Origin of the sequence: Sphingopyxis sp. OAS728 (assembly GCF_014873485.1) — a bacterium.
Classification (GTDB): Bacteria; Pseudomonadota; Alphaproteobacteria; order Sphingomonadales; family Sphingomonadaceae; genus Sphingopyxis.
Genome location: NZ_JADBDT010000001.1, coordinates 764022 through 776677, shown reverse-complemented (window position 1 = coordinate 776677; position 12656 = coordinate 764022). Strand labels below are relative to the sequence as shown.

Below are 12656 nucleotides of genomic sequence, written 5' to 3'. Positions count from 1 at the left end.
GGCTAGGCCTGGAGCCTAGACTCCCTGCGGGTTGGCGTCGCCGAACGGACGAGGTTTGCGCTTGATCTGCGGGATGCCGCCGGCGTGTCCCGACACCGGGGTGCCGCGCTTGCTGGCGTCGTCTTCGCGGCCGATGTCTTCGCCCTTGATCGCGCGCTTTGCTTCTTCGCCCGACAGCGTCTCATATTCGAGCAGCGCACCGGCGAGCAGGTGGAGCTCGTCGAGATTGTCGGTCAGCACCTTGCGCGCGACTTTCTCGCCTTCTTCGACCAGACGGCGGACTTCGGCGTCGATCAGCTTGGCCGTTTCTTCCGACATATTCTGCGCGCGCGACACGCTGTGGCCGAGGAAGACCTCGTCCTGATTGTCGCGATAGCGCAACCAGCCGAGCTTTTCCGACATGCCATATTCCATGACCATGGCGCGCGCCATGTCGGTCGCCTGCTGGATGTCGTTCGACGCGCCGGTGTTGAGCTCGTCCTTGCCGTAGATCAGCTGTTCAGCGATGCGCCCGCCGAAGCAGAGCGCGAGGCGCGCCTTCATCTGCTTCATATTCTGCGAATAGCGGTCGCGTTCGGGCAGGTTCCACGTCACGCCCAGCGCGCGGCCGCGCGGGATGATGGTCACCTTGTGCAGCGGGTCGTTGTGCTCGACGTGGAGCGACACGAGCGCGTGGCCGGCTTCGTGATAGGCGGTTGCCTTCTTCTCGTCCTCGGTCATGACCATCGAGCGGCGTTCGGCGCCCATCATGACCTTGTCCTTCGCCTCTTCGAACTCGTCGTTGGCGATCAGGCGCTTGCCCTTGCGCGCGGCAAGCAGCGCCGCTTCGTTGCAAAGATTAGCCAGATCGGCGCCCGAGAATCCCGGGGTTCCGCGCGCGACACGGCGGAGGTCGACGTCGGGTGCGAGCGGCTTCTTGCGCGTGTGGACTTCGAGGATCTTCTGGCGGCCCTCGATGTCGGGGCGCGGCACGACGACCTGACGGTCGAAGCGGCCCGGACGCAGCAGCGCGGGATCGAGCACGTCGGGGCGGTTCGTCGCCGCAACGATGATGATGCCCTCATTCGCTTCGAAGCCGTCCATTTCGACGAGCAGCTGGTTGAGCGTTTGTTCGCGCTCGTCATTGCCATTGCCGAGACCGGCGCCGCGATGGCGGCCGACCGCGTCGATTTCGTCGATGAACACAATGCACGGCGCGTTGCGCTTTGCCTGTTCGAACATGTCACGGACGCGCGAAGCGCCGACGCCGACGAACATTTCGACGAAGTCCGAACCCGAAATGGTGAAGAAGGGAACGCCCGCTTCACCCGCGATCGCGCGGGCGAGCAGCGTCTTACCCGTGCCCGGCGAACCGACGAGCAATGCGCCCTTGGGAATCTGGCCACCGAGCTTGGAGAATTTGGTCGGATCGCGCAGGAATTCCACGATTTCTTCGAGCTCTTCGCGCGCTTCGTCGATGCCGGCGACGTCGTCGAAGGTCACGCGACCCTGTTTCTCGGTGAGCATTTTCGCGCGCGACTTGCCAAAGCCCATCGCGCCCGAGCCATTGTTCTTCTGAACCTGACGGAACACGAAGAAAGCGATGCCGAGGATCAGGATGAACGGCAGCGACTGCATGAGCAGATAGACCCACAGGTTCCCAGTGTCGGGCGCCTTGCCGTCATATTTGACGCCATTGTCGTTGAGCAGTTTCAGCAGTTCGGGATCGCGCACGATGTTCGCGCTGAAACGGTCGCCGTTCGACAGCGTACCCGTCGCCTTGTCTTCGGACAGGACCACGTCCTTGACGCTGCCTTCCTGGATCTTTTGGCGGAACTCGGAATAGGCAAGCGGACTGCCGACAGGCTGCGAGGCGCCGCCGAACATCGAGGCGACGAGGAGCATGGCAAGCAGGATGCCGCTCCAGATCATCACGCTCTTCATCCAGGGATTGCCCTGCGGTTCCTTGTCGTCCTGCATGCGGATACTTTCCTAAACGGCGCGGCACTGCGCTCCTATCCCGAACAAGATAGGATAATCGGGTTAAATGACAATGAGGCAATCAGGCCTTTTTAGCGGCTTTCCGTCGCGGCGCCGCAGAAATGCGCCAAATCGTCCCCTCAAGACCGCGAACCGCGTCGATCAGCAGCGCGCCGACCATCGCGCGGCGTCCTTCATGCATCGCCGCGATCACGCCGTCGAGCGCGGCGCCGCGCAATACGAGCTGCGGCGTATTGGCGCGTAGCCGCTGCGCGACGATGCGGCGGAACATCTCGGGCGGATAGCCGTCGTCGCGGATCACCGCGACATCCGAGGCATCCGGCCAGGATGCGATCAGCCGCTCGACCGCCCAATCGAGCGCCTCGTCCGCCTCGGCGAGCCACGCCGCCGATTTCACCGCAGCGACGGGATCGAGCGCGGTCTGGGCACGCAGCGCATGGCGCAGCCGTGCGCGATCGAAGCGATTGTCGCTGTTCGACGGATCGTCGACGAAGGGCAGGTCATGGTCGAGCGCGAGGTCGACGAGTTCGCTGCGTCGCCAATGAAGCAAGGGGCGCACGATGAGACCGTTCCTCGCTCGGATCGCCGCAAGTCCACCGACGCCGCTGCTGCGGTTGAGCCGCATCACCATCGTCTCCAGCTGGTCATCGGCATGGTGTGCGGTCACGATGTGCCCCAGCGCATTGGCTTCACGCCATTGCTCAAGCAAACGATAACGTTCGGTGCGCGCCGCCGCCTGCTGCGACCCCTTGATCGGGGCGGGGGGACGCAAGGTCGAATGCGGGATATGTTCGCGGTCGCAAAAGCCCGCGACCATGCGTGCCTCTTCGTCCGACCCCTTGCGTAGCCCATGATCGACCGTCGCGGCCCAGACCTGCCCGGGCAGCAGCGAGGCCATCAGCCAGAGCAAAGCCATGCTGTCGGGGCCGCCGGACACGGCGACGCCATAATGGAGGCGGTGCCAGTCGGACCCGACGAGCTGAGCGAGATCGCCCGCCAGCCGGTCCGCGGCGTCCCGGTCAGCAGCCTGCTTTTGTTTTTGCGGCGGCAGCATCTGTCCGGACATCCTGTGGCGCCTTGTCGCCATAGACTTCATCAAGTTCGCGGAACGCCTTGCATGCGTCGGCCTTGCGGCCGAGCTTGTCGAGCGCGACGCCCATATACATCAGGCTGTGCGGAGCCCGCGCGCCGCTCGGGCGATCCTTGTAATTATTGTAAAAAGCGACCGCGGCGAGGCTCGGCTTGCCTTCGTCGAGATAGGAGCGGCCGAGCAAATTCTGCGCGAAGCTCGCCTGGCTGCTCTTCGGCCATTTGGCCACGACCGTCTTCAGCTGTGCCTGCGCTTCGGGGTAGAGCTTGGCTTCCCACAGGCGGTAGCCATAGTCGTATGCATCCTTGGTCTCGTTGCCGCTCGCCGGAACCTCGACCTTCTTGACGAGCGCGAGCCGCGCGGCGTCGGTGGTGGCGGGCTTCGCCGCGGGTTTGTCGGCGGGCTTCTTCACCGGCGTTGCGGCGACGGTGGTCGCGGCCGCCGGCGGCTTCACTGTCGGGGCAAGGCTCGCGGGCGTCGCGGTGGGCGCGGCCTCCACGGCGGGATCTGCGAAACGCTTGTCCATTTCAGCCTTATAGGCGGTGAACTGCTTTTCGAGTTCGCGCAGCTGGAAAGCATTTTGTTCGGTCTGGCCGGTCAGCGCCTGCAATTGCGATTCGAGCGCATCGACGCGCGCGGTCAGGTCGATGACCGGGGCGTTGGTACGCGCCCGTTCGCCGGGGGTGTTGTCGGGCGCAATCTCGCCTTCGAAGAAGGTCGGGCTGCCGCCGGGGAAGACCGACCGCTGAACTGCGCGCATTTCCTTTTCGAGCCGTTCGACTCGCTTGACGACCGTATTGTCCTGTGCCGTCGCGGGCATGGCCGCAACTAGCGCAACCGTTGCCGCTCCAAGGAAGGTAATCTGACGCATCATCATCTGCCGTTAGGTCCTCGACTATTAACCAGTTTTGCCATCCATAACGTGCCAAAGCGCCGCAGCGCAAACCCAATTCGGCGCGCTGCAGCTTCGACCGGCCCGAATGATATGGGCGTCAACCCTTAGGGCGGGGTACCACTGGCGGCACGGCAGCCGCGGTGCCGCTGGCATCGGTACGCGCGACGAGGTCGGCGGGCTTCAGCGAGACGCCCTTCACCAGCGTGTCCGCGGCGCCGATCGGGCCGACGTCGCGGCCGCCGACGGTGACCTTCAGCGCCTGCGGAATGCTCGTGCGAAGCGTAAATTGCTCGATATATTCGGGCGGGACCTGATAGGTTTCGCCCGCATCGAGCGTCCGCCAATTCTCCGTCTTGCCCTTCGCATCGTCGAAGCCGATCCACACTTCAGAGAGGCCGGTCAGCACAACGGGTGCGTTCGCGGCCACTCCGGTCGTGCCAGCTTTGACCGCGGGCGCGGCGGCGGCGTTATTTTGCGGCGCCTCCGACGCATCGGCCGCCCGGTTTTGTGCGGCGATCAGCGCCTCATCGGGCTCGACCGACAGGAAGCGCCAAACGCCATAAGCAGACACGAGGATCAGTGCGATGACGACGAGCGTCCAGGTCAGCCTCGCGGTGGGCAAGCGGGCCGGATCGGTCGGCTCATAGGCTTCATAAAGCGGGCGCGAACCATAAGCGTCCTCTTCGAGTTCCTGACGGATTGCGGCGCCGATTTCGGCCTCGGGTAGGTCGACCGCGCGAGCGTAGGCACGGGCGAAGCCGGTGACATAAGTACGGCCCGGAAGTTCCGAATAATCGGACTTTTCTATCGCGGCGAGATGACGCTGGGTAATCCGCGTCCGCGTCGCCACGTCGGCAAGCGACAGCCCTGCAGCTTCCCGCGCCAGCCGGAGCCGATCGCCGGTACGCGTGATCGCCAACTCGCCCTGTTCCGGGGCGACGTCTTCATCTGCCATTACTGTCTCCGTGCCGGTCGTTTGACCCAGATCGACCGTGTCGTCCGTTCATCGCATTGACGACGCGCGAAAGTCAAATGAAGTTCGGTAAACGGACGGCTGAAAAGATGCAGATTCAGGACTGTTGGATAAGGATGGATTTTGCGTCGGCACGATCCCTCCCGCGCCGGGGACGCGGGAGGAATTGCCGGATCAAAGAACGTATTTGCTGAGGTCGGTGTCCCCGACGATCTCCGAAAGCTGGCGCTCGACATAGGCCGCGTCGATATCGAGCGTCGTGCCGCCGACATCCTCGGCGGTGAAGCTGATTTCCTCGACCAGCCGCTCCATGATCGTCTGCAAGCGGCGGGCGCCGATATTCTCGACCTTCTCGTTGACCTCGGCCGCGAGCTTCGCGACGCGCGCGATCGCTTCCGGCGTGAAGTTCAGCGTCACGCCTTCGGTGCCGAGCAGAGCGACATATTGCTCGGGCAGGCCAGCCTTGGTCTCGCTGAGGATGCGGACGAAATCCGCCTCGGTCAGCGCGCCAAGTTCGACGCGGATCGGCAGGCGGCCCTGGAGTTCGGGGAGCAGGTCGCTGGGTTTCGCGACATGGAACGCGCCCGATGCGATGAAGAGGATATGGTCGGTCTTCATCGGGCCATATTTGGTCGCGACGGTCGTACCCTCGATCAGCGGCAGCAGGTCGCGCTGGACGCCTTCGCGGCTGACCGAGCCGCCGCGCACGTCGCTGACCGCGATCTTGTCGATCTCGTCGAGGAAGACGATGCCATTGGCCTCGGCATCGGCGAGCGCGATGCGCGCGACATCGTCCTGATCGAGGCGCTTGTCCTGCTCCTCTTCGATAAGGCGCGTCGCGGCGTCGATGACCTTGAGCTTGCGGCGCTTCTTGGGCGCACCGCCCATCGCCTTGCCGAGCATGTCGGACAGGTTGATCATGCTCATCTGGCCCGGCTGACCGGGTAGTTCGAACGGCATGCCCGGCGCGTCGGCGATCTCGATCTCGACCTCGCTATCGTCGAGATGGCCCTCGCGGATGCGCTGGCGGAAGCTCTGGCGCGTTGCCTCGCTCGCGCCCTTGCCGGTGAGGGCATCGAGCAGGCGCTCCATCGCGGCTTCCTCTGCGGTGGCGCGCACCGCCTCGCGGCGGCGATCCTTTTCGAGCCGCACCGCTTCTTCGACCAGGTCGCGCGCGATCTGTTCGACGTCGCGGCCGACATAGCCGACCTCGGTGAATTTGGTCGCCTCGACCTTGATGAAGGGCGCGTCGGCGAGCTTGGCTAAGCGGCGCGAAATTTCGGTCTTGCCGCAGCCGGTGGGGCCGATCATCAAGATATTCTTGGGGCTCACCTCGTCGCGGAGGTCGGCCGAGAGCTGCTGGCGGCGCCAGCGGTTGCGGAGGGCGACGGCGACCGCGCGCTTGGCGGCGTCCTGGCCGATGATGTGCGTGTCGAGGGCAGCGACAATCGCCTTGGGCGTCAGATCCTTGTTCATGTGATTATGCCTGAATTTCGATGATTTCTTGGGTGAACTGGTCGTTGGTGTAGACGCAGATATCGGCGGCGACCTCCATCGCCTTGCGTACCAGCACCGCGGGGTCCTTTTCATAGTCGACGAGCGCGCGCGCCGCCGAGAGGGCAAAATTGCCGCCCGATCCGATCGCGGCGATGCCGCCCTTCGGCTCGAGCACGTCGCCGTTGCCGGTGATGACGAGCGTCACCTCCTTGTCGGCGACAATCATCATCGCCTCCAGATTGCGGAGATATTTGTCGGTGCGCCAGTCTTTCGCGAGCTCGACCGCAGCGCGGAGCAGCTGGCCGTTATGGCGTTCGAGCTTGGCTTCGAGCCGCTCGAAGAGGGTGAAGGCGTCGGCCGTCGCGCCGGCGAAGCCGCCGATCACGCTGCCGTCGTGGAGGCGGCGGACCTTGCGGGCGTTAGGCTTCATCACCGTCTGGCCCATCGACACCTGGCCGTCGCCGATGATGACGACCTTGTCGGCGCTGCGGGCGGAAAGGATGGTGGTTCCGTGCCAAGGCGCGGCACTTTGCGCATGGGGATTGGTCATGCGGCGGGATATGGGCGATGGCCCCGCGCGCCGCAAGGGGAGGGGGCGGCCGCTCCGTTAGCGCGAAGGGTTTGCCGCCAGATATTCGACGATCGCCTTGACCTCCTGTGCGCGCTCGCGCGGAATGATCAGGATATCGTCGCCATGCGTGACGACGATGATGTCCGAAACGCCGACGACGGCTACACGCTTTCCGTCGCAGGCGCGGAGGTAGTTGTTCGCGGCATCGATCGCGATGACGTCGCCGATACGGACATTGCCGCTTTCGTCCTTGTCGCCGAGTTCGTGCAGCGCCGCCCAGCCGCCGACGTCGGACCAGCCGGGATCGACCGGGGCGACGACCACCTGTTCGGCGCCCTCCATCACGGCATAGTCGATCGAATCCGACGGGCTGGAAAGAAAGGCATCGGTTTCGGGATGGATCCGGGCGCCGTCCTCGCGTGCCTTCGCCATCGCAGCTGCGCAGGACGCGGCGATCGCCGGCTGCTGTCGTTCGAGTTCGGCGAGGAACCGATCGGCGCGCATCAGAAAGATGCCGGCATTCCAATAATGGCCGCCTTCGGCAAGCATGGCCTCCGCCCTGTCGCGCGGGGGCTTTTCGACGAAGCGCCGGACCTCATAGATATCCGGCGTCGCGGTGAGCGGCGCACCCGCGGCGATGTAGCCATAACCGGTTTCGGGATGCGACGGCGCAATCCCGAAGGTCGCGAGCGCACCGGCCTCGACCGCCGGCATCGCGGCTTCGATAGCGCCCAGAAAAGCGGGTACATCGGTCATGACGTGATCGGCGGGCATGACGAGGATCGTCGCGTCGGGATCTTCGGCGAGCGCCGCGCACGCGGCAAGCGCGATCGCGGGGGCAGTATTGCGCGCGGCGGGCTCGACGACGATGCGGGCGTCGGCGACACCCGCCGCCAGCAGATCGGCCTCGACATGTGCAACGTGCGCCGGGCCGCAGACGATCATCGGCGCGGCGAAGCGGCTCCGGTCGATCGCGCGGTCGAGCGTTTGCAGGAACATGCTGTCTTTGCCGGTCAGCGGCTGGAACTGTTTGGGCGCACTATTGGTCGAAACGGGCCAGAGCCGCGTGCCCGACCCCCCCGATAATATGATTGGGATAATCATCTATGGTCTCGATTTTCGGGGGGGGGTCAGGCGGGCCAGCACAGCAGCGCGCGTGCCCCCGGGGCCAGCGCAATGCCGTCGGCGCGGTCGGTCGCGACGCATTCGCCGAGTTTCACCTCTTCGCCCGATATGCTGCATCCCGGTGACAAGGGGGTGAAGGTGAAGTCGGCGCCATGTTGCGGCAACAACTCCGCGGCGTCGGATCCCGACAGATGGAGAAGGCGGAAATGCGGCCCGTCGACGAGCAGGCGGTTGTCGTTCGCCGCGACACGCCCGTCGCGCGGATCGGGGCGACGGGCGGTTTCCGATACGGCGAGCCCCGCTTCGAGATGCAATTCGCGCGGACGGCCATAATCATAGAGGCGATAGGTGCAGTCGACATTCTGTTGCACTTCGACGACGGTCAGCCCGGCGCCGATGGCGTGAATGGTGCCCGCCTGATTATAGACGAAATCGTCGGCGCGTGCGCGGCGCCAGTCGACCATGTCCACGATCGTTCCGTCGAGCGCCGCATCGTGAAGCGCTTCGCGCGTCGTTTCGGCGATCAGGCCGACGCCGAGTTCGGCGTCCGGTTTGGCGTCGAGCACCAGCCAGCACTCCTCCTTGCCGCGCGGATAGCCTGCTGCTTGCGCGGCCTCATCGTCGGGGTGAACCTGGATCGACAGGCGTTCGGACGTGAAGAGGAATTTCACCATGATCTGCGCGTCGTCCCCAACGGGATGGGCAAACCAAATCTCGCCGATGCGGCGGTCACCGAAGTCGCCGAAATCGCTGGGAATATCGGTGCGCCCCCAGGGTTTTTCCACAACAAGTGTTTGAAGGCGTGTGAACATGCGCGGTTCATGTCTGCCCGCGGTTCGATCGTCAAGTCGGCGGAGTCAGGCGGCCCGATTAAAGTGGCCGCCTTCTCCCGCCTTTGGTTGGTCGAGCCAGAGGCCACGGGTGTCGTAGACGATTTTACCGCCACGCTCTTCGAGCGGGATCGATTTGAAGAGGTCGTGATCGACCAGAACGATGAGCAGGTCGCACGACGCAAGGGCGGTATCGAGGTCGGTCAACGAAGCGCCCGTTCCGGCAAACTCCATCGGCAGGCCGCGCGCATAAGGTTCGACGATCTCGATCTGTTTGCCGAAGCGGCGCGCGAGTGCGGCGGCGATTTCAACCGCCGGGCTTTCGCGGAAATCGTCGATATTCGGCTTGAAGGCGAGGCCGAGGCACGCGACGCGGGCCTGCGGATGTTGCGAGACGAGCATTTCGGCGGCGCCGATGACATGCGCGGTCTTGGCCAGATTGACCTCGCGTGCGGTGCGGATCAGGCGGCTGTGATCGGGGGCGCCATGGACGAGGAACCACGGATCGACCGCGATGCAATGGCCACCGACGCCGGGCCCCGGCTGGAGGATGTTGACGCGCGGGTGGAGGTTGGCGAGGCGGATCACCTCCCACACGTCGACGCCCATATGTTCGGCCATCATCGACAACTCGTTGGCAAAGGCGATGTTGACGTCGCGGTAGCTGTTCTCGACGAGCTTCACCATTTCGGCGGCGCGCGCCGAAGTGGTGACACAGGCGCCGCGCACGAACTGACGGTAGAAGGTCATCGCGCGGCGGGCGCAACGCGGCGTGATGCCGCCGATGCAGCGGTCGTTGTCGACGAGTTCGACGAGGATGCGGCCGGGCAGCACGCGTTCGGGGCAATAGGCGACGAAGATGTCAGCGGCGCCGATACAGGCGCCCGGAACCTTGAGGTCGGGGCGGAGTTCGGCGAGCAACGCGGCGACCTTTTCGGTCGTGCCAACGGGCGAGGTCGATTCGAGGATGACGAGGTTGCCCGCCTGAAGCTTTGGCGCGATGGCCCGCGCGGCCGAGAGGACATAGGCGATGTCGGGGCGATGCCCGTCGTCATGCGGGGTCGGCACCGCGATGACAAAGACGTCGGCAGGCGCGACCTCGGTCGATGCAACGAGGTTGCCGCGCGCAACGACGCCCTGGACGAGGCCGTCGAGATCGACTTCCTCGATATGGACCTTGCCGTTGTTGACGGTGTCGACGACATGCTGACTGACGTCGACGCCGGTCACGCGGTTGCCCGAACGCGCGATGAGCGCTGCGGTCGGCAGGCCGATATAACCAAGCCCGAGGACCGTGACTTTCTGTTCGCTATCAATGGGCACGCGCAATAATCTCCGCAATTCTTTCCGCCGCCTTGCCGTCGCCGAACGGATTGTGGGCGCGGGCCATGGCCTCATAGGCGCCTTCATCGTCCAAAAGGCTGAAAATTTCTGAAACGATGCGATTTTTATCGGTTCCGACAAGCCGCGCGGTGCCCGCCGCGATGCCTTCGGGGCGCTCGGTCGTCTCGCGCATCACCAGTACGGGCTTGCCCAGTGAAGGCGCTTCTTCCTGCACCCCGCCGCTGTCGGTAAGGACAAGGCTGCTCGCGCCGAGCAGGCGGACGAAATGGGGATAATCGAGCGGATCGATCAGGGCGACATTGGAAAGGCCGCCGAGAATGGGCTCCATCGCGCTGCGCACATGCGGGTTGGGATGGACGGGAAAGATCACCGCGACGTCGGGACGCGCACTAATGCCGGCGATGGCATCGGCTATGGCTTTCATCCCGTCGCCGAAATTTTCACGCCGGTGCGAAGTGACCGCGATTAGGCGCTTGCCCGTGAAGCGATCCAGCAGTGGATCGAGACCGGCGGCGAGCGCCGGCTCCTCGCCGATCCGCGCCTGGGTCGCCAGCAGGGCGTCGATCACCGTGTTTCCCGTGACGTGAATATGGTTTGCCGACACATTTTCGGCGCGCAGTGCGGCCGCGGCGGTCTCGGTCGGCGCGAAATGCAGATCGGCGACGACGCCGGTGACCTTTCGATTCACCTCTTCGGGCCAGGGGTGATAGATATTGCCGCTGCGCAAACCCGCCTCGACATGTCCGACCGGGATCTTGCGAAAATAGGCGGCGAGCGTCGCGGCCATCGTCGTCAGTGTGTCGCCGTGGACAAGAACGCGGTCCGGCTTTTCGGCATCGAAGGCCTCGCCAAGGCCCGTGACCAGACGCGCGAGCAGCGCGTCAAGCGACTGGTTCGGCGTCATTACGTCCAGATCGATATCGGGGACAAGCTGTGCGATATCGAGGACCTGATCGAGCATTTCGCGATGCTGGGCGGTGACACAGAGCCGCGCGTCGATGTTGGGTTGCGCACGCAGCGCGTGAACGACGGGGAACATTTTGATCGCCTCGGGGCGGGTGCCGAATACGGTTATGATCTTGGACGGCACGTCGGTCTCGCTCGCAAATGGGTTCGTTTGCCGGCCTGTCGCGAAATTGGCCAGCATCGGCCGCGCAATAGCGCGAAACTGTTGTAATAGCTTTAACTATGCATAGCGCGTCGGTCACGGCGATTCAGCGCCGTTCATGCCTCTGCAAGGCCGGACCTGCAGGAAGGGCGCGGAAAGTGTGGCAACCGCGGGCCGCGATTGCTATGGGCCGGCGCCTTTTGTGACGTCTGCTCGGGATCGGACCGGCAGGATAGGGATTATCATCGGGTCATGAGTTTTTTTTCGCGCTTTGCCAGAACGCGCGCCGCGCCGCCGGCCTTGCGTGCCGTTCCCGACGGTTCGCTGATCTATGCTATCGGCGATATTCACGGGCGCGACGACCTGTTTGCGGCGTTGCTGGACGAAATCGATGCGGATCGCAGTCGGCGCCCGCACGAGCGTTGCATATTGATTCTGCTCGGCGACCTAGTCGATCGCGGCCCCGATTCGGACAAGGTGATCGACCGCGCGATCGGGCTTCGCGACCGGTTCGACCGGACGCATCACCTGATCGGAAATCACGAGGAATGTATGCTGGCGGCGCTGACCGGAGAGGTCCGGGCGCTGCGCTATTTTATCCGCATCGGCGGTGACGCGACCGTGCGCAGCTACCTGCGCGACGACGCGCGATATGACGCGACCAGCTTTGAAGAATTGGCGGAAATATTTCCCCGGTGCGTCCCGCAGTCGCATGTCGATTTTCTGGGCCGCGGTGAGGATCTGGTCGAATATGGCGATTATGTCTTTGTTCATGCGGGCGTCCGGCCGGGCGTTGCACTCGACCGGCAAAAGACAAGCGACCTCCGCTGGATTCGCGAAGATTTCCTTGGCAGCGAATCCGAGCATGGCCGGATGGTCGTACACGGCCATACCATTAGCGAAGATGTCGAACGCAGGGCAAACCGGATCGGCATCGATACCGGCGCCTATGCCACCGGCAAACTGACAGCCATCGGGCTCGACAAGTCTGACCATTGGTTTGTGCAGGTCCGACACGAAGCGGCGTAGCGAGCGGCAATACCGGCTGACCGAATAACCGGTGTTTTTGGCCGCACGCGCCCATAATTCGGACTTGACCGAAATGCCGTGCAAGCTAGTGGACTCTTTATCAGCGGCCGATGGCGGATATTTCCGGATAACGTCGATCGCGATATTATTTATTTGAATCAGAGAGAAGAGCTACCACGCTATGAAGCCGAATTCGACATGGACCCCGGCTAAG

General features: G+C 64.1%; 11 protein-coding genes. 1 reads left to right on the top strand and 10 read right to left on the bottom strand.

Going from position 1 to position 12656, the window contains the following annotated elements:
- Positions 1-15: 15 nt before the first annotated feature.
- From ftsH to wecB, 10 genes are all read right to left on the bottom strand, one after another.
- Entirely contained in the window at positions 16-1959 is a 1944-nt protein-coding gene (gene ftsH / locus GGC65_RS03715; RefSeq protein WP_192645936.1) for an ATP-dependent zinc metalloprotease FtsH, read from the bottom strand.
- Positions 1960-2041: 82 nt separating this feature from the next.
- Entirely contained in the window at positions 2042-3046 is a 1005-nt protein-coding gene (tilS, locus tag GGC65_RS03710) for a tRNA lysidine(34) synthetase TilS (RefSeq protein ID WP_192645935.1), read from the bottom strand.
- Positions 3000-3947 carry a tetratricopeptide repeat protein gene (locus tag GGC65_RS03705; protein ID WP_192645934.1) on the bottom strand — a complete coding sequence of 316 codons (948 nt, stop codon included), beginning with the start codon at positions 3945-3947 and terminating at the stop codon, positions 3000-3002. Before GGC65_RS03705 ends, tilS begins: the two co-directional genes overlap by 47 nt.
- Before the next feature lie 115 nt (positions 3948-4062).
- Positions 4063-4920 carry a helix-turn-helix domain-containing protein gene (locus tag GGC65_RS03700; RefSeq protein WP_192645933.1) on the bottom strand — a complete coding sequence of 286 codons (858 nt, stop codon included), beginning with the start codon at positions 4918-4920 and terminating at the stop codon, positions 4063-4065.
- 192 nt (positions 4921-5112) lie between these two features.
- Complete coding sequence (hslU, locus tag GGC65_RS03695) at positions 5113-6414, bottom strand: ATP-dependent protease ATPase subunit HslU (RefSeq protein WP_192645932.1); 1302 nt, start codon at positions 6412-6414, stop codon at positions 5113-5115.
- Positions 6415-6418: 4 nt separating this feature from the next.
- Positions 6419-6985, bottom strand: a complete 567-nt coding sequence (gene hslV, locus GGC65_RS03690) for an ATP-dependent protease subunit HslV (RefSeq protein ID WP_192645931.1) — start codon at positions 6983-6985, stop codon at positions 6419-6421.
- Between the two features lie 57 nt (positions 6986-7042).
- Positions 7043-8110, bottom strand: a complete 1068-nt coding sequence (locus tag GGC65_RS03685; protein WP_192645930.1) for a mannose-1-phosphate guanylyltransferase/mannose-6-phosphate isomerase — start codon at positions 8108-8110, stop codon at positions 7043-7045.
- A gap of 26 nt (positions 8111-8136) precedes the next feature.
- Positions 8137-8943 carry a class I mannose-6-phosphate isomerase gene (locus tag GGC65_RS03680; protein WP_192645929.1) on the bottom strand — a complete coding sequence of 269 codons (807 nt, stop codon included), beginning with the start codon at positions 8941-8943 and terminating at the stop codon, positions 8137-8139.
- A 45-nt stretch (positions 8944-8988) separates the two neighbouring features.
- Positions 8989-10284, bottom strand: a complete 1296-nt coding sequence (gene wecC, locus GGC65_RS03675) for a UDP-N-acetyl-D-mannosamine dehydrogenase (protein WP_192645928.1) — start codon at positions 10282-10284, stop codon at positions 8989-8991.
- Positions 10274-11344 carry a non-hydrolyzing UDP-N-acetylglucosamine 2-epimerase gene (gene wecB / locus GGC65_RS03670; protein WP_264081046.1) on the bottom strand — a complete coding sequence of 357 codons (1071 nt, stop codon included), beginning with the start codon at positions 11342-11344 and terminating at the stop codon, positions 10274-10276. The genes wecC and wecB overlap by 11 nt, the downstream gene beginning before the upstream one ends.
- A 321-nt stretch (positions 11345-11665) precedes the next feature.
- On the opposite strand from wecB, the gene GGC65_RS03665 reads away from it, so the two are divergent.
- Entirely contained in the window at positions 11666-12442 is a 777-nt protein-coding gene (locus tag GGC65_RS03665; protein WP_192645926.1) for a metallophosphoesterase family protein, read from the top strand.
- Positions 12443-12656 lie beyond the last annotated feature (214 nt).